The following is a 17,144-nucleotide window of genomic DNA, read 5'->3' as shown; positions in this document are numbered from 1 at the left end:
ATTACACAATTTAATCAGATCCTCATCATAACTCTATATGAAAACGATAAAGCTTCGGTATACTCCCATTGCAATATAAAATATGATTGGGAGGAAAAGAAATGAAAAAAACTTTACGCGTAGCGGCCCTCGCCCTCGCCCTGACCACCACCTTGGCTAGTGCGATGCCCGCCCATGCGGCTCTGAAGGAAGACTACGGCAAGGCAAAGAATGTGATCGTCATGATCCCCGACGGATCCAGCGTAGAAGCTGTTACTTATGCCCGTTGGATCGACGAAGACAATACCCTGAATATCGACGATATGGCGACGGGCCTGATTCGCACCAACAACGCCCCCACCCCCATCGCCGACTCCGCACCGGCGGGAACGGCTATGGCCACCGGCGTAAAGTCAGAATCCCCCTTCGTCGGCAGCTACCCCTCCAAGGCGGGTATGCCCGGCAGCGAAGGCTTTGACGCAAAGCGCGCCAAGATGCCCATCGCAAACCACATCGAAGCGGCGGAACGCCAAGGCAAATCCACCGGTATCGTGTCCACCTCCAATGTGCAACACGCCACCCCGGCGGACTTCTCCGCACACCACCCCAACCGCAACAACTACGACGCTCTGGCGGAACAACAAGTATTCCAAGGCATGGAAGTCGTGCTCGGCGCCGGCTCCAAGAGCCTCGAAGCCGAAAACCGCGGCGACAAGGAAGACTTGATCACAGAAATCAAGGCACAAGGCTACGACTACTTCACCACCCCCGATGCCATGAAGGCGTCCACCGCCGATAAGATTTGGGGCATGTTCGACCCCTCCGCTTTGGCAAACGACTGGGACAGAGACCCCGCCAAGGAACCTTCCCTCGCAGAAATGACCGACAAGGCCATCGATGTTCTCTCTAAAAACGACAAGGGCTTCTTCCTCATGGTAGAAGGCTCCAAGCCCGACTGGTCCGCACACGCCAACGACCCGATGGGCATCGCTTCCGAAATCCTCGCCTTCGACAACGCCGTGGGCGTCGCCAAGAAGTTCGCGAAGGAACACCCCGGCACCGTCGTAATCTCCGCCACCGACCACGGCACCGGCGGTTTCACCATCGGCAACGACAAGACCACCAAGGGCTATGACCGCTTCGACATCGACCACTTTACCAAGATCGTTAAGAACTCCAAGCTCACCGGCGAAGGCGCGGCGGCCCTCTTAAACGAAGACCGCTCCAACGCGGCCGAAGTCGCCAAACAAGCTTTCGGCATCGACCTCACCGCCGAAGAAATCGAATACATCAAAAACACCAAGGCGGCAGACACCGCATTCGGCCATGTCGTCAGCAAGCGCAGCGGCCTGGGTTGGACTACCAACGGCCACGTGGGCGGCGATGTGGGACTGTATGTATACGCCAACGGCGCAGACGTCCTTTCCGGCACCGTACACAACCACGAAATCGGACGCTATATCGAGAAGATCATGGGCACCGACCTCGACGCGCTCACCGACCAACTCTTTATCTACTCCAGAGACGCGTTTACCGCCAAGGGCGCGGAAGTCAATTTTAACCGCAACGGCGGCAACCCGATCCTCGAAATCAAAAAAGACGGCAAGCTCTACCAATTCCCCACCTACCGCAACTACGCCATCGTTGACGGCGAAAAGGTAGACATCGGCGGACTCACCGTATTCAACGACGAAAAGATCTACGTGCCCCAAGGCGCTTTAGATCTCGTAAAATAACGACAGCCACTTCCTATACCTCTTTTATAAAGACGACGCTTCGGCGTCGTTTTTTGTTTGCGGTCGCAAATATTACCGCCGCTTTGCAAAAATATACAATCGAATTTTAGGAAAACCCTATCTTTTCTCGCCAAGAACTAGTATACTATGCCTTGTAAACGATCATATGAATTATATAACGATAATGTCGTTTTCTTTACCCGGCTATCGCCCTACTAAAGTCGACACAGGAGGTATTATGGCATCACTGGCATACAAACTGCTTCGTTCCCATCTCTTAGACGGAGAACTGAAGCGCGGCGAAGAAATCCGCATCAAGATCGACCAAACCCTGACCCAAGACTCCACCGGCACCATGGTCTATCTCCAGCTGGAGGCCATGGACATCGACGAGATTCAGACGGAGCTTTCGGTCGCCTATATCGACCACAATATGCTCCAAGCGAGCTTTGAAAATCCCGACGACCACCAGTTTATCCAATCCGCCGCCGAAAAATACGGCCTCATCTTCTCGAAGCCCGGCGGCGGCATCTGCCACCAAGTGCATTTGGAACAGTTCGCGCGCCCCGGAAAGACGCTGTTGGGCAGCGACTCCCACACCCCCACAGCGGGCGGTTTGGGTTCCCTCGCCATCGGCGCCGGTGGTCTGGATGTGGCGGTGGCGATGGCGGGCGGCTATTACTATCTAAAAGTGCCCAAGGTGCTGAATGTACGTCTTAGCGGCGCCCTCGCCCCCGGCGTAAACGCCAAGGACGTCATTCTCCGCATTCTTAAGGAAAAAACCGTAAAAGGCGGCACCGGCTATATCGTCGAGTATAGCGGCGAAGGCGTTCGCGCCCTGTCGGTCACCGACCGCGCCACCATCTGCAATATGGGCGCGGAACTGGGCGCCACCACCTCGATTTTCCCCTCCGACGAAAACACCCGCGACTTTCTGCGCCGGCACGGCAGAGAAGAACAATACGCCCCCCTCTCCGCCGACGACGACGCGGACTACGACGAGGTGCTGGAACTCGACCTCTCTACGGTGGTGCCCGCCGTGGCAAAACCCCACCTCCCCGACAAATTCGCCGAAGTCGACGAACTGGAACACACAAAGATCGACCAGGTCGCCATCGGCAGCTGCACCAACTCTTCCTATAAGGACATGATGAAAGTGGCGAAGATCCTCGAGGGCAAAAAGGTGCACGAAGACGTGAGCCTCGTCATCGCCCCGGGTAGCGCCACCATCCTCGAGGCCCTTTCGCGAAACGGAGCGCTCGCCATCATGATCGCAGCGGGGGCGCGCATCCTCGAAAGCGCCTGCGGCCCCTGCATCGGCATGGGCCAGGCGCCCAAATCCGGCGGCGTGAGTCTGCGCTCCTTTAACCGCAACTTTAAGGGCCGAAGCGGCACCAAGGACGCACAGGTATACTTGGCGGGCCCCGAAACCTGCGCCGCATCGGCGGTGCTGGGCTATATCGCCTCCCCCGACGATGTGGCGGCGCTTTCGGGCATCGAAGAACCCGAATCCTACGAACACGCCACCAACTACCTCATCTACCCCAAAGACAAGGCGGATCGGCCGAAGGAAACCGTCATGGGCCCCAATATCAAGCCCTTCCCCCCGAGTATGCCCCTCGCCGATGCCTTTACGAAAACGGTGCTCCTCAAGGCGCCGGACAATGTCACCACCGACGACATCTGCCCGTCGACGGCAAAACTCCTGCCCTACCGCTCGAATATCCCCGAACTTTCGAAATACGCCTTCTCCACCATCGACGAAGGATTTTACGAGCGCGCCAAAGAGCGCGGCGGCGGCATCGTCGTCGGCGGCGAAAACTACGGCCAGGGATCCAGCCGGGAACACGCGGCGCTCCTGCCCCTGTATTTGGGCGTAAAGGCGGTCGTCGCCAAGAGCTTTGCCCGCATCCACCGCTCCAATTTGGTGAACATGGGCATTTTACCCCTCACCTTTCGCAACCCCGAGGACTACGACCGCCTTCGCAAGGACGATGAGATCTCTATGGATTCCCTGCACGCGGCCGTAGAAACCGGCGACTTCGTCCTGCACACCCCCCACGGCGACATCGCCTTAGACGGCGAATTCAGCGCGCGGGAAAAGGCGATGCTCCTCGAGGGCGGCTACCTGAACTACACCAAAAACCATAGGGGGGAACTATGAAAACCGTAACCTTAATCCCCGGCGACGGAATCGGCCCCGAGATCGCATCGGCGGTTCGCACCGTCTTCGATGCTCTCCAAGTGCCCGTCGCATTTGAAGAAGTCCACGCCGGTGCGGCGGTCTTCGAAAAAGAAGGCGCCTACATTCCCGAATCCGTGTACGAATCGTTGGAGGCAAACCGCATCGCCCTAAAGGGCCCTATCACCACCCCCATCGGCCACGGCTTTCGCAGCCTGAATGTGCAACTGCGCAAAAAATACGATCTATACCAAAACATCCGCCCCATCAAACCCGCGGCCAATCTGCCCCTCAAATTCGACGACGTGGACATGGTCCTCTTTCGGGAAAACACCGAGGACCTCTACGCCGGCGTAGAAGAGGTCATCAGCGACGACGAGGCCCATTCCATCAAAATCATCACCGCCGACAAATCGCGCCGCATCGTAAAGGCCGCCTTCGACTACGCGACAAAATTCGGCCGCGAATCGGTCGCCGTCGTCACCAAGGCGAACATTATGAAGGCGACCGACGGCCTGTTTTTGCGCATCGCCCGCGAAGTGGCCGAGGACTACGACATCCCCCTCCGAGAAATCCTCGTCGACAACATGGCCATGCAGATGGTCATGCACCCCGCCCAATTCGACGTCGTCGTCACCGAAAACCTCTACGGCGACATCCTCTCCGACCTCGGCGCCGGCCTGATCGGCGGGTTAGGCATGATCCCCGGCGTGAACAAAGGGCACGATATGGCGATCTACGAAGCCGTGCACGGCTCCGCCCCCGACATCGCAAACAAAGGCATCGCCAATCCCACCGCCCTCCTCTTAAGCGCGTGCATGCTGCTCGAAGACATCGGCGAGCGCGACGCCGCCGAGCGCATTCGCACGGCAATCCACGACGTACTGTCCGATCCCGCCACCCGCACCCGCGACCTGGGCGGCACCCTTACGACCGCAGAATATATCGACGCACTGTTACAAAGATTGTAGGTGAATTATGTTAAATCAAAAAATGGACCACAGATTGGCGGAATACGCCGACAACATTACCAAACGCGACTACATCAACCGCCAGCTCTACGAAAAATACGACGTCAAACACGGCCTGCGTCACGCCGACGGCACCGGCGTACTGGTGGGCATCACCCGCATCGGCTACGTCAACGGCTACGAAAAAGTCGACGGCAAAAAGATCCCCGTCGAGGGCGATCTCCTCTACCGCGGCTACTCCGTGCGCGACATGGTCGACGACTTCAGGAGCAGCAATCGTTTCGGCTACGAAGAAGTCGCCTATACCCTGCTCTTCGGCAATCTCCCCACCAAAAAGGAACTCCAATTCTTTAAGGGCCTGCTGCGCGAAGAACAGGACCTGCCCCGCAACTACCTCGAAGACGTCATCCTCAAAGTGCCGGGCAAAAACGTCATGAATAAAATGATGCGCTCCGTATTGAGCCTCTACTCCTACGACGTCGACCCCGAGGGCACCTCCACCGCCAACGTACTTAGACAGTGCATCAGCCTCCTCGCCAAAATCCCCGTCATCATGGCGTACAACTACCAGGCGAAAAAACACTACATCGACGGCGAAAGCCTCGTCATCCACTATCCCGAGGGAGAACTCGCCACGGCGGAAAACATCCTACACCTGATTCGCAAAAATTCCGACTTCACCGACGCGGAAGCGAAAATCCTGGACCTTATGCTCATCCTCCACGCCGAACACGGCGGCGGGAACAACTCCACCTTCGCCACCCACGTCGTCTCCTCCTCCGGCACCGACACCTATAGCACCATCGCCACCGCCTTGGGCAGCCTCAAAGGCCCCCGCCACGGCGGCGCCAACCTCATGTGCTCCGCCATGCTCGACGACATCGCCTCCAATGTGCGCGACATCCACAATCGCGACGACATCGAAGACTATCTGCGCCGCATCATGGGCGGACAGGCCTTCGACGAAAAGGGCCTGATCTACGGCATCGGCCACGCCGTATACACCCTAAGCGACCCCCGCGCCATCATGCTCAAAGAACAGGCAAAAAAACTCGCCGACGAAAAGGGCTATGCCGATCAGTACGCCTTCGTCGAACTCGTCGAAGACATCGGCGGCAAACTCCTGCAGGAGCGCAACAAGACCGACTACCCCGTCGCCGCCAACATCGACCTCTACTCCGGACTCGTGTACCAAATGCTCGGCATCCCGAGAGATCTTTACACCCCCCTCTTCGCCACCGCCCGCATGGCCGGCTGGTGCGCCCACCGACTGGAGCAGGTACAGGACAAAAAAATCCTGCGTCCCGCTTACGTACACCTCAACTCGCATAAGAAATATCTGTCTATGGAGAATCGGTCTAAGTAAAAGTGTAAATAAAAAAGGAACCGTGCGGTTCCTTTTTTTGTGCGCAGTTTTTCGTTTGTTAGGTTGGTCGAGGAATCTCTTTCCCTACATTGGGTCTGAAAAGAAGCCGATGCCGAAACGCGCGACCACCCCTTTTGTCTTAGGCAATACAACACGCAATAGGCACCGTGCAAACCTTCGACCCGCAGTAGGCTACGGAGATGCATTCATGACCTAACAGAAATCTTCGATTTCGTCGTAGGTCAGATGCCGCGCAGTCCAAATCTTCGATTTGGCTAACGGAGCGGCCGACTCCGCCTTCGTCGTCACTCAGGATGACAAGGTTAGGGTTTCGCAATAGCTTCTGCCGAAACGCGCGACCCACCCCACTTGTCATCTTGAGCGAGGGGCGAAGCCCCGCGTCGAAAGATCTCGTTCCCTACATAAAGTCCGCAAAGAAGCCGATGCCGAAACGCGCGACCACCCCTTTTGTCTTAGGCAATACAACACGCAATAGGCACCGTGCAAACCTTCGACCCGCAATAAAATACGGAGATGCATTCATGACCTAACAGAAATCTTCGATTTCGTCGTAGGTCAGATGCCGCGCAGTCCAAATCTTCGATTTGGCTAACGGAGCGGCCGACTCCGCCTTCGGCGTCGCTCAGGATGACAAGGTTAGGGTTTCGCAATAGCTTCTGCCGGAACGCGCGACCCACCCCCACTTGTCATCTTGAGCAAGGGGCGAAGCCCCGCGTCGAAAGATCTCTTTCCCTACATAAAGTCCGCAAAGAAGCCGATGCCGAAACGCGCGACCACCCCTTTTGTCTTAGGCAATACAACACGCAATAGGCACCGTGCAAACCTTCGACCCGCAATAAAATACGGAGATGCATTCATGACCTAACAGAAATCTTCGATTTCGTCGTAGGTCAGATGCCGCGCAGTCCAAATCTTCGATTTGGCTAACGGAGCGGCCGACTCCGCCTTCGGCGTCGCTCAGGATGACAAGGTTAGGGTTTCGCAATAGCTTCTGCCGGAACGCACGACCCACCCCCACCTGTCATCTTGAGCAAGGGGCGAAGCCCCGCGTCGAAAGATCTCGTTCCCTACATAAAGTCCGCGAAGAAGCCGATGCGGAACGCACAACACCCCCTTCTTCGCCAGGCAATATAACACGCAATAGGCCACTCGAGATCCTTCGACTCCGCTGCGCTCCGCTCAGGATGACAAGGATGGGGGTGGAAATAGCATCTGCCGAAACGCACAACACCCCCTTCTTCGCCAGGCAAGGTCCTTTTCCCCACAAAAAAAGCGGCGAGGTGCCGATCCTCGCCGCTTGTTCACAAGCTCTCCCAAAACCCATACCACTCGGCCCATCCGTTCGCCGCCATGGAACGGGGACAGGTTTTCCCGCTGGCGTCGTAATGTCGCACGACGCGGGCCTTGGGCACGCCGTAAAATGCCATGAGTTCCCGCACGAGGGTGCGCGCGTGTGCCAGGGTCTTTGTCCGATCATTCCCCCGGTGCACGCAAAGTTCGATCCCGATGGAGTTGGTGTTGGTGATGCCGCGCTTCCCCCTACCGTCGCCGCAATGCCACGAAGCGTAGGCATCCTCGATAATTTGCACCACGCCCGCATCGTCTACGAAGTAGTGCGCGCTCGCCCGCCGATTGCCGCCGCCGAAGTAGCGGTAGTGCGCCAGGGCATCGGCCCCGGGGTTTTCGTTCCCGGTATCGTGAATGACGATGTAGCGCACCTTTGCGCCCCGCCGAGACATGTAGTTGTAGTGAATCAGCCGTTTATCTAAACGCATATTACCCTCCTACGCTTTCTAAAACAACAGACGCCGCAGTTTTTTGAGCGCGCGGCACTTGGTATTCGCCACGGTGGCGTATTGCAACCCCAAAAACCCCGCAATCTCAGAAATAGACAGATCCTCATAGTAAAACAGGCGAATCACGGTCTCCTCGCGCGGCGCCAGACGCCCGATGGCACGGCGCACTTCCTCGCACGCCTCGTTGAGGGCCGCCTCTTCCTCTACGTCGTCGTCAGCGGGCGTCGCATCCGCCACTTCGCCTTCGAGGGGAATCGCCTTTTGCCGCAGCCGTTTTTTCAGATCGTCCTTTAAGAAATACTCCAACTGCGTCTTAAAGTACAGGTGAAAGGGAACGCCCTTTTCCTCGTCGTAGTCCTCGATACAACGGAGCAATATCAACGCCGCCTCTTGCTCCAAATCTTCCCAATCCGGTGCAAAGGGCTGTATGCGTCTAATACAGAAACGCACATAGGGCTTTGCCTCCGTCCACAACCCCGCGACTAACTCGGCGTCGGTCGCCGTTTCGGGTACTTCCCATTCCATGTCTCCGCTCCTTTCATGCTAACAGTATAGCAGGTTCAGAACATATGTTCAATAGATGGTAAAAAAAGAGAGCGGATGGTTCCGCCCTCCCTTTAGTTCACGCTCTTCTCGATCGAGTGGCTGAGCTCCAGAATGCTTTTGTTGAGCATTTCGAGTTTGTCTTCCATGCGGAGGATCATATAGCTTGCCACCACGATGGGAAAGCCGGTGTTGGCGATCAGCGAGAGGATTTGCTCTAAGGGCATGTTACGCTTCCTCTTGGTTCAGAATGACGCGAGAGCTCACGGTAAAGATCTCGGCCTTTTTGTGGCGCACCAGCGCCGCGCGGTCGCGAAACACTTCGCTTTGGATGATGGCATTGACCGCGGTCGTCACATCCTCGGCGGTGAGATCCGCCTTGGGGTCGTCTACCCGCAAGGTCATGGACTTGTCGTCCGCGTCCGCAAAACTCATATTCAGATACGTTTTTTCCATCCCTTACCTCCTTATGCCAATCGCTCGGTGGTGATCGCTTCGACGTAGATGACCTCTTTTTCAGAGAGCGTGTTCAGCGCTTCCGCCACCTGTTGCATATTTTCGTTGGTCGCCTCGGCGCGCACGCCGTAATAGGTCTTGCTGCGCGTCTTTTGCTTGCCGTCTTCGCCTACGCCCGCGTCGTGGGTCAGGCGCAACGCTTTTTTTACACTTGCCATAATATTCTCCTTTTCTCATTCCGCGCCGCCGAAGGGAGGCGACGCTGCGTCTTTCTTGCCCCTTCATACATGTAATAGAATAAGGGCGCGTTTTTTACCTATGGAAATGGGAAAAAGTTCGAGAAAATTTTTGGGGATTGGGGTGGAAGAGGTCTGCAACGAATTTTGGGCAATAAAAAACCCGCGTTTTTCAACGCGAGTTTTTTGTTCTAGATGCTTACTTTTGAAGTTCAAGAGTAAGCATCTAGAACAATTTCATTGTACTTGTCAATCTTCGTTTGAAGATATCCAGCATTCTTCTTTACGTTATCCATCGCTTTTTGCTCTGCATTCAAAGCGTTGTATGCTCTAATTGCGTCTTCGAGTTTAGCTTTGAATTCTGCAGATTCTTTAAAGGCAGGATCGTCAACAAGCGGTTTTGCAACAGCTTGATATGCCTTATTCCAAGTAGTCAAAGCAGTCTTGGTAACGTTGTTGATCTTAACGATTTCGCCAACAGCGTTATCGTTATTGATCTTTTCGATTACGAATTCAATTACATCGCCTGCTTCAACATCATACTTATCGAGGTCCAATCTGGTAACGAAAGGAGTTTCGTTCTTGGAGTAACTGTTGTCACCATCTTTGACGTTGACAAGAACAGTTGCCAAGTGGCTATTTTCTCTATCGATGGTATCTACATATACACCTTCGATAGTTTTAGAGGACTTCGCATTTTCTGTGTTATTCAACATATCGCCACGAAGGGAGTCGGTGTCAGGAACTACCGAGATGATGGCTAACTTTCTGTTCGTGTCATCGGTAGGCAGTACTTGTACCTTAGCGCCCTTTACAATTTCGTTGCGGAAGAAGGTCTTCGCATTGATGGAAAGGTCGAAACTGTTTACCCAACCGTCCTTGTCTTTAAGAACGATAGAGTTAGCTTTTGCCATTTCTACACCCTTAGTGGTTTTACCGTTTTCTACTAGTTGAAGATCTTCTACTTGGTAGATCGGATCTTCCTTGTAGTTGATAAGAACCGCTTTGCCTTTGAATTCACCATCACGATATCTCATATTAATGACATCGTAAGGATTCAACTTATAGTTGTAAGGCCAAGCATCAGTCACATTGCGAAGATCAACTTGCTTTACATCAGTCGAAGTAAGTCCGGGAAGTTGATAACTAAGCATAAAGTCAGCGTTAGATACAGGCTTAGCAACACGCACGATGTCCTTATCTGCCTGATCCTTAATGCTGTTGAACACTACGATCTTTGCTTCATACACATTGGATTTCGGCAGTACTTCATACGCGAGGTATACCTTTTCGGTCTTGTCGCCGAGGTACTTAGCTGCAGCAGCTTTGTCCTTAACTTGGGTAAGAACGCCGTTTTCGTAGTCAGCTACATAGTAAACGGTATTATCGGTGGTCTCGAAAGTCATCGAAGCGTCTCCATTTTGAGGAGTAAAACGAATCTTATCGAGTTTGTCTGCACCATCAACCTTCAATTCAACGTCTTTAACGCCGTTGATGAAGTTGCTTTGTTCTTGCTTGAGAGTCTTGTTACCCAGATCAACCCATGCCAATTCGGGGTTTTGAATTCCCTTAACGGGGTTACCCATTTCGATAATGTGGGTTACATTGCCGTCTTTGTCAGAAAGAACACGTACCAAGGAACCTACATAGTAGTTGTGTCTTTCAGCAATGTTTTCCAACCAGAGAACCGGAGTTCTATTCAGCAGGGAAACAAATACGGTTTCGTTGGTAACCTTGAATTTCTTTTCGAAATCGCCTTGGTTGAGAACCAAATCATAGTTTACGGATTTCTTGCTGATGATGCCGCGGGTTTCGTTGGTGGGAACCGGCTTAACGTCTCTCAGTTTGTAGAATGCATTGTAGATCATTGCAAATGCATCGCTACGGGGAGCCTTAGCGTGTTCGTCAGCAACGCTTACGCCGTCCAAGATACCTTCTTGTGCAGCCCATCTCATCCAGGTGGATGCCCAGTCTCTGTTCGCCTTGTATGCCATGTCTTTGGTCAGGTCTTTCTTGACCATAACTACGAGCATCTTAGCGAGTTCCGCGTAGCTAACTTCTCTTTGGGGACGGAAGGTGCCGTCTTCGTTGTAGCCTTCGATAAAGGGAAGACCGTTAGCGGGGGAGGACTTGCTTGCGCCTACGGAGATGTAGCCGTTTACGATAGAATCAACGGTTACGTCCGGGAAGGGGCGGTAAAGTCCTTGCAGTTTTGCTGCCAAGTCTTGTTCGCCGATAGCGTATACAAGCATCTTAGCGACTGCGTCTCTGCGGATCGGACTGTCAAGGTCCATGTTTCCGGTTGCTTTGCCTTCGTCGTCTGCCAAACCAATGACAATCTTGTTATCGATAAGCCATTGAACCTTTTGGTTGGTAGAAGTCAGTTTGGGAACTTCCTTCTTATCCGTAGCGGCAGCCGCAAAGACGTTTCCGAAGGTGCCGAGTACCATGACTAGTGCTAGTACAAGGCTAAGAAATTTCTTTTTCATCTTGTCTTACGACCTCCTTATGAATTTTCAGATTCTCCCAGGCATATTCCTGTGAATCTTACTACATTATACCATCGAGTACCTTCGCCTTCAAGTTCGAAGTCGATGGGGATCTCATAGTCGGGGCCCGAAATTTTCGGGCTCTGTCCCGTCCTATGGTAATTTCATTATACACGATTGTATTATTTAGTAAAATTACAGTTTAATGACACCATTTTTGTCGCGCGGCGGTATTTTTACCGATTTTTGGCTTTTGTAGCGGTGGGGTTGTGGAATGGGTGGGGTTGGGGGTGGATGCGGAGGGAGGGGATTGTCGTTCTGAGTGCGGGGCGAGGCCGAAACGCGCGACGGTATCTTCTGTATCGGGCGATATGTCACGAAGTATGTACCATGCAAGCAGTCGACCCGCAATAGCTTACGGAGATCCATTCGACTACGCTTCGCTCCGCTCAGGATGACAGGGATATTAAACGCAATAGCAGAGTGGGGTATCACGCCTTGCCGTGACCCTCCCCCACCTGTCATCTTGAGCAAGGGGCGAAGCCCCGCGTCGAAAGATCTCTTTCCCCATGTAAAGTCCGCAAAGAAGCCGGTGCCAAAACGCGCGATGACTCCTTCTGTTTCTGGCACTAAGACACGCAATAGGCAACGTGCGACCTTTTAACCCGCAGTAGCTTACGGAGATCCATTCGACTACGCTTCGCTCCGCTCAGGATGACAAAAATAAATTGGCAATAGCATTCAAAAGATCCGACTTCCCCGCAAAAGCTATGCTCAGGATGACAAGGTTTTTGTCTGCCCCATTGTCATTCTAAGTGCGCCAAATGGGTACAATGGCATTGCCGGATAATTTTGCACTTTAACCCAAGAAAGAGGTGTATATGCGAGATTATTTTGTCTATATTCTAAGCAACAAAACGGACAGTACGTTATACATAGGGGTTACCAATGATTTGTTGCGACGGGTATGGGAACACAAGGAGAAGTCGGTTGCCGGGTTTACGGCGAAATATAATGTCAATAAGCTGGTGTATTACGAGGTGGCGGGGGATGTGGATGTGGCGATCGCTCGCGAAAAGCAGTTGAAGGGATGGAACCGGCGAAAGAAAGAGGCCTTGATTGATGCGATGAATCCAGAGCGAGAGGATTTATGGGAGAGTATTTTGTGAGGGAAAGAGGCGGTATAGGTATGGGTTATGTTTTGGAGTGGTGAAACACGCAATAGGCACCGTGCAAGCAGTAGACCCGCAATAGCCAACTTGAGATCCGTTCGACTCCGCTGCGCTCCGCTCAGGATGACAAGGTTGGATTTCGCAATAGCTTCTGCCGGAACGCACGACCCGCCCTATTGTCATTCTGAGCGAGGAACCCCGTTCCGAGTCGAAGAATCTCTTTCCCCATGTAAAGTCCGCAAAGAAGCCGGTGCCAAAACGCGCGATGGCTCCTTCTGTTTCTGGCACTAAGACACGCAATAGGCAACGTGCGACCTTTTAACCCGCAGTAGCTTACGGAGATCCATTCGACTTCGCTGCGCTCCGCTCAGGATGACAGGAATATTAAACGCAATAGCAGAGTGGGGTATCACGCCTTGACGTGACCCTCCCCCACCTGTCATCTTGAGCAAGGGGCGAAGCCCCGCGTCGAAAGATCTCTTTCTCTATGTAAAGTCCGCTAAGAAGCCGGTGCCGAAACGCGCGGCGGTCCTTCTGTGTCAGGCAATACGTCACGCAATAGGCACCGTGCAACCTTTCAACCCGCAATAGCTTACGGAGATCCATTCGACTCGAAGCACAGCTTCTCGCTCAGGATGACAGGAATATTAAACGCAATAGCAGAGTGGGGTATCACGCCTTGCCGTGACCCTCCCCCACCTGTCATCTTGAGCAAGGGGCGAAGCCCCGCGTCGAAAGATCTCTTTCCCCATGTAAAGTCCGCAGAGAAGCCGGTGCCGAAACGCGCGGCGGTATCTTCTGTATCGGGCGATATGTCACGAAGTATGTACCATGCAAGCAGTCGACCCGCAATAGCAGGCTCGAGATCCGTTCGACTCGAAGCACAGCTTCTCGCTCAGGATGACAGGGATATTAAACGCAATAGCAGAGTGGGGTATCACGCCTTGACGTTACCCTCCCCCTATTGTCATCTTGAGCAAGGGGCGAAGCCCCGCGTCGAAAGATCTCTTTCTCTATGTAAAGTTCGCAAAGAAGCCGGTGTCGGGACGCTCGGCGGTCCTTCTGTTTCTGGCACTAAGACACGCAATAGGCACCGTGCGACCTTTCAACCCGCAATAGCTTACGGAGATCCATTCGACTTCGCTGCGCTCCGCTCAGGATGACAAAAATACTAAACGCCATAGCTTCTGCCGGAACGCACGACTCTCCCCACTATTCCTCCCGAAAGTCCCGCACGATCTCTTCTGCCGCATCGCGTATGCGCACGTTGTGCACGATGACGTCTTTAGAGGCGTCGTAGATGTGTTTTCTCTCTTGCCAGAGTTTTTCGACGGCTTGGAGCCCACCGGCGGAAAGGGGCCGCCCGTCGGAGGAAAGTTCTTCCAGGGGCCGGCGCAGCCAATAGACTTTACCCCCTTTCCGCAGGGCTTCTACGTTTTCGGGATCGAGCACGCTGCCGCCGCCGGTGGCGATGACGACGCCCCGCGCCTTGGCGGCGATGTGCACTTTTTCTTTTTCGATGGCGCGAAATCCCGCTTCGCCCCGTTCGGCGAAGATGGCGGGGATGTCGCCATGGGTTTTTACGATTTCCTCGTCGATGTCGATGACGGGTATGTGATACAGGCGTCCGATTTCGCGGGCGATGGTGGTTTTGCCCACGCCGGGCATGCCGATGATGACGATGTTTTGTTTCATAGTTCTCCTCTTACCAATGCGATTTCGTCCAAGATCACGAGGGCACTCATCGCTTCGAGTGCGACGGGTATGCGCAAGACGATAGCGGTGTCGTGGCGGCCTGTGGCGGCGAATGAGATTTCTTTGCCGCTTCGGTCGACGGTGTTCTGTTCTTTTCCGATGGTGGGGGTGGGTTTTACGGCGATGTGGGCGACGATGTCGGATCCGGTGGCGATGCCGCCGAGGATGCCGCCGGCGTGGTTGGTTTCGGTGACAACGGCGCCGCCTTTGATCCGAAAGGGGTCGTTGTTCTCGGATCCCTTTTTATTGGCCGCGTCGAATCCCGCGCCGAAGGAAACGCCTTTTACGGCGCCCAAGGCAAAGTAGGCGGCCGATAAGCCAGATTCGAGTCCGCGAAAGCGCGGGCCGCCGATGCCGGCGGGAACGCCCGCTATACAGAGGTCGACGATGCCGCCGAGGGAGTCTTTTTCGGCTTTAGCGCGCGCCAGGGCCGCTTGTATCTCTTTGGGATCGGATTTTCCACCGACTGCGGCGACGTTCGATGTGACGGTAACGCCGAGGGGCTTCAAGATGTCTTTCAATATGGCGCCCGCCGCGACGAGGGGGGCGGTCAGCCGGCCGGAAAAATGGCCGCCGCCCCGGGGGTCTTCTGCCCCTCGGTATTTGATGTGGGCGGTGTAGTCGGTATGACCCGGGCGAAAGGGCATGTCTGTATAGTCGTCGGGCCGGGGATCGAGATTGGGCACCCAAATGGCGAGGGGCATGCCGGTGGTGTGCCCCCGATAGATGCCGGAGAGGATTTCCCACGGGTCGGGTTCTTTTCTGGGGGTTCCGTAGGCGCCGGGTTTTCGGTGCGCCATTTCGCGGTCTATGGCGGCGGGATTTATGCGATGGCCCGGGGGCAGGCCGGTTATGAGGGCGCCCACGCCTTTGCCGTGGCTCTCGCCGAAAACGGTGAGTTGCATTTTTCTTCCTATATAGTACATGGTTTTCCTCCCAATCGGCGTACGGCATCGAAGAAGCCGGGCCAGCTTTTGTCTACGGCTTCGGCGCCGCGTATGACGACGGCGCCATCTGCGGCGGTAGAGGCCATGGCGGCGGAAAAGGCGATGCGGTGATCGCCCCGCGCATCGACGGTGCCGCCCCGCAATGTGCCCGGGCGGACGGTGAATATGCCGTCTGTGTAGTCGCAGTCGATGCCCAATGCGCCGAGGAGATCGGCGGTGGTGCGAATGCGGTCGCTCTCTTTTTTTCGCAGTCGCTCTATGCCATAAAATTTGCCCCCGAAGCGCGATGCGACGACGGCCAGCGGCGGAAAGAGGTCGGGGTGGTCGGTCAGATCGATGGCGCCGCCCGTGCGGAGGGTTTCGATATATTCGCCCACGGCGCGGTCGCCCTGCAGGCTGTCTGTCTGTATGTTTTGTACCCGCACAGAGGAGCCGAGAGCGTTGGCGCCGTAAAAGTATGCCGCCTGGGACCAATCGCCTTCTATTTTTGCCTCGATTTTTTGTAGGGGCGCATCGCCCACGATATAGCCGCCGGGGACGGTTTGTATGGCGCCGCCCGCGCGGCGGATCATTTCGGCGGTCATGACGATATAGGGACGGGATACGGGCCGCTTTATTTCTACCGCGACCTCCCCCGGCATGGCGAGTGCGGCCAATAGGAAGCCGCTCGCAAACTGCGCGGTTTGTGATGCGTCGACGGTGATTTTTCGAAGGCGCAAGGGGCCGCGGGCGGTGAGGGGAAGGCCTGTGCCTTCTACCGCTACGCCCGCTTCGGCGAGGGTGCGGAGGCCGGCTTCCCCGAGCCTTTGGCCGAGGCGCGCACTTCCCGTAAACACGGCGGTCTGTGCCAGGGCCGGGGCGATGGCGAGGAAAAAGCGGAGGGTGGTGGCGCTTTCGTCGACGTCGATGACGGCGGTCTTTACGGTGCGGGCGGCGCCGATATGTATGCGGTTGCGGTCTTGGTGGATGTCCGCCCCCAATGCCGATACGGCGCGAATGGTGGCGGCGACATCGCGCGAGATTTCGTCGAGTTCGACCACGCCCCCTTGCGGCGAGAGCGCGGCGAGGGCGATGTGGCGGTGCGCCAGGGATTTTGACGGCGGCACGGATACGGCGCCCTGCCACCGCCGGGGTGCAAGGTGTATGTTCACGGCTTTCCTCCTCTTAGGGTATTGTATAGGAAATGGCGGTTGTGGGGTATGGGGTTTTGCGAAGCGCGCAACACGTTCTCATGTTTCGGGCAAAAGGACGCGCAATCAGCATTGTGCAAGCGGTCAACCTGCAATAGCTTACTGGAGACCCGTTCGACTCCGCCTTCGGCTCCGCTCAGGGTGACAAAGTTAGGGTTTCGCAATAGCCTGTGCCGGAACGCATAACCGCCCCCATTGTCATCCTGAGCAAGGGTAGCTGGTATAATGATTTTAGACACGGCCTTAGTTACCTCAGCAAAGGAGGAGACATATGTCGAAAGAAAGCAGAAGAGTTTTCACAAAAG

14 protein-coding genes are annotated in these 17,144 nt (G+C 55.0%); 5 read left to right on the top strand and 9 right to left on the bottom strand.

Going from position 1 to position 17,144, the window contains the following annotated elements; translation table 11 throughout:
* Positions 1–101: 101 nt before the first annotated feature.
* The 4 genes from QO008_RS05625 to QO008_RS05610 all read left to right on the top strand — a co-directional run bounded on the left by QO008_RS05625 (position 102) and on the right by QO008_RS05610 (position 6,234).
* Positions 102–1,715, top strand: coding sequence for an alkaline phosphatase (locus QO008_RS05625; RefSeq protein WP_307385026.1), 1,614 nt, complete (start codon positions 102–104; stop codon positions 1,713–1,715).
* A gap of 235 nt (positions 1,716–1,950) precedes the next feature.
* Complete coding sequence (locus QO008_RS05620; RefSeq protein ID WP_307385161.1) at positions 1,951–3,879, top strand: aconitate hydratase; 1,929 nt, start codon at positions 1,951–1,953, stop codon at positions 3,877–3,879.
* Positions 3,876–4,868: an isocitrate/isopropylmalate dehydrogenase family protein gene (locus tag QO008_RS05615; protein ID WP_307385024.1), complete on the top strand. Its 993-nt coding sequence runs from the start codon at positions 3,876–3,878 to the stop codon at positions 4,866–4,868. Before QO008_RS05620 ends, QO008_RS05615 begins: the two co-directional genes overlap by 4 nt.
* Positions 4,869–4,875: 7 nt before the next feature.
* A complete protein-coding gene (locus QO008_RS05610; protein ID WP_307385023.1) occupies positions 4,876–6,234 on the top strand; it encodes a citrate synthase in 1,359 nt (452 codons plus the stop codon).
* Between the two features lie 1,322 nt (positions 6,235–7,556).
* Here QO008_RS05610 and QO008_RS05605 read toward each other — a convergent pair.
* The 6 genes from QO008_RS05605 to QO008_RS05580 form a co-directional block, all read right to left on the bottom strand.
* Complete coding sequence (locus QO008_RS05605) at positions 7,557–8,030, bottom strand: peptidoglycan recognition protein family protein (protein ID WP_307385020.1); 474 nt, start codon at positions 8,028–8,030, stop codon at positions 7,557–7,559.
* An 18-nt stretch (positions 8,031–8,048) separates the two neighbouring features.
* On the bottom strand, positions 8,049–8,576 hold the full coding sequence (locus QO008_RS05600; RefSeq protein ID WP_307385018.1) for a sigma-70 family RNA polymerase sigma factor: 528 nt from the start codon (positions 8,574–8,576) through the stop codon (positions 8,049–8,051).
* 92 nt (positions 8,577–8,668) lie between these two features.
* Positions 8,669–8,821 (bottom strand): YvrJ family protein, encoded by a 153-nt coding sequence (locus QO008_RS05595; RefSeq protein ID WP_126466119.1) that lies wholly within the window; start codon positions 8,819–8,821, stop codon positions 8,669–8,671.
* 1 nt (position 8,822) lies between these two features.
* Entirely contained in the window at positions 8,823–9,050 is a 228-nt protein-coding gene (locus QO008_RS05590) for a DUF2922 domain-containing protein (protein WP_307385016.1), read from the bottom strand.
* Between the two features lie 11 nt (positions 9,051–9,061).
* Positions 9,062–9,268, bottom strand: a complete 207-nt coding sequence (locus tag QO008_RS05585) for a DUF1659 domain-containing protein (protein ID WP_126466121.1) — start codon at positions 9,266–9,268, stop codon at positions 9,062–9,064.
* A 230-nt stretch (positions 9,269–9,498) separates the two neighbouring features.
* Complete coding sequence (locus tag QO008_RS05580) at positions 9,499–11,775, bottom strand: S-layer homology domain-containing protein (protein WP_307385014.1); 2,277 nt, start codon at positions 11,773–11,775, stop codon at positions 9,499–9,501.
* 881 nt (positions 11,776–12,656) lie between these two features.
* On the opposite strand from QO008_RS05580, the gene QO008_RS05575 reads away from it, so the two are divergent.
* Complete coding sequence (locus QO008_RS05575) at positions 12,657–12,944, top strand: GIY-YIG nuclease family protein (RefSeq protein ID WP_126466123.1); 288 nt, start codon at positions 12,657–12,659, stop codon at positions 12,942–12,944.
* Between the two features lie 1,215 nt (positions 12,945–14,159).
* On the opposite strand, the gene QO008_RS05570 is transcribed toward QO008_RS05575, so the two are convergent.
* Genes QO008_RS05570 through QO008_RS05560 form a run of 3 tightly spaced genes read right to left on the bottom strand, consistent with a single transcriptional unit; the run spans position 14,160 to position 16,800 of the window.
* Positions 14,160–14,642, bottom strand: a complete 483-nt coding sequence (locus QO008_RS05570; RefSeq protein ID WP_307385011.1) for a shikimate kinase — start codon at positions 14,640–14,642, stop codon at positions 14,160–14,162.
* On the bottom strand, positions 14,639–15,607 hold the full coding sequence (locus QO008_RS05565) for a chorismate synthase (protein WP_307385009.1): 969 nt from the start codon (positions 15,605–15,607) through the stop codon (positions 14,639–14,641). The genes QO008_RS05570 and QO008_RS05565 overlap by 4 nt, the downstream gene beginning before the upstream one ends.
* Positions 15,608–15,615: 8 nt before the next feature.
* Positions 15,616–16,800: a 3-phosphoshikimate 1-carboxyvinyltransferase gene (locus QO008_RS05560; RefSeq protein WP_307385007.1), complete on the bottom strand. Its 1,185-nt coding sequence runs from the start codon at positions 16,798–16,800 to the stop codon at positions 15,616–15,618.
* Positions 16,801–17,144 lie beyond the last annotated feature (344 nt).

The organism is Aedoeadaptatus ivorii (genome assembly GCF_030815095.1).
Taxonomy (GTDB): domain Bacteria; phylum Bacillota; class Clostridia; order Tissierellales; family Peptoniphilaceae; genus Aedoeadaptatus; species Aedoeadaptatus ivorii.
The sequence above is the reverse complement of the archived record's forward strand: the minus strand, read 5'-3'. Positions and strand labels throughout refer to the sequence as shown.

Bases quoted from the DNA above. Each gene is read 5' to 3' on its own strand.
- QO008_RS05600 (WP_307385018.1), bottom strand. From the start codon at position 8,576: ATGGAATGGGAAGTACCCGAAACGGCGACCGACGCCGAGTTAGTCGCG.
- QO008_RS05565 (WP_307385009.1), bottom strand. From the start codon at position 15,607: ATGCAACTCACCGTTTTCGGCGAGAGCCACGGCAAAGGCGTGGGCGCC.
- QO008_RS05590 (WP_307385016.1), bottom strand. From the start codon at position 9,050: ATGGAAAAAACGTATCTGAATATGAGTTTTGCGGACGCGGACGACAAG.
- QO008_RS05585 (WP_126466121.1), bottom strand. From the start codon at position 9,268: ATGGCAAGTGTAAAAAAAGCGTTGCGCCTGACCCACGACGCGGGCGTA.
- QO008_RS05615 (WP_307385024.1), top strand. From the start codon at position 3,876: ATGAAAACCGTAACCTTAATCCCCGGCGACGGAATCGGCCCCGAGATC.
- QO008_RS05575 (WP_126466123.1), top strand. From the start codon at position 12,657: ATGCGAGATTATTTTGTCTATATTCTAAGCAACAAAACGGACAGTACG.
- QO008_RS05570 (WP_307385011.1), bottom strand. From the start codon at position 14,642: ATGAAACAAAACATCGTCATCATCGGCATGCCCGGCGTGGGCAAAACC.
- QO008_RS05580 (WP_307385014.1), bottom strand. From the start codon at position 11,775: ATGAAAAAGAAATTTCTTAGCCTTGTACTAGCACTAGTCATGGTACTC.
- QO008_RS05610 (WP_307385023.1), top strand. From the start codon at position 4,876: ATGTTAAATCAAAAAATGGACCACAGATTGGCGGAATACGCCGACAAC.
- QO008_RS05625 (WP_307385026.1), top strand. From the start codon at position 102: ATGAAAAAAACTTTACGCGTAGCGGCCCTCGCCCTCGCCCTGACCACC.
- QO008_RS05595 (WP_126466119.1), bottom strand. From the start codon at position 8,821: ATGCCCTTAGAGCAAATCCTCTCGCTGATCGCCAACACCGGCTTTCCC.
- QO008_RS05605 (WP_307385020.1), bottom strand. From the start codon at position 8,030: ATGCGTTTAGATAAACGGCTGATTCACTACAACTACATGTCTCGGCGG.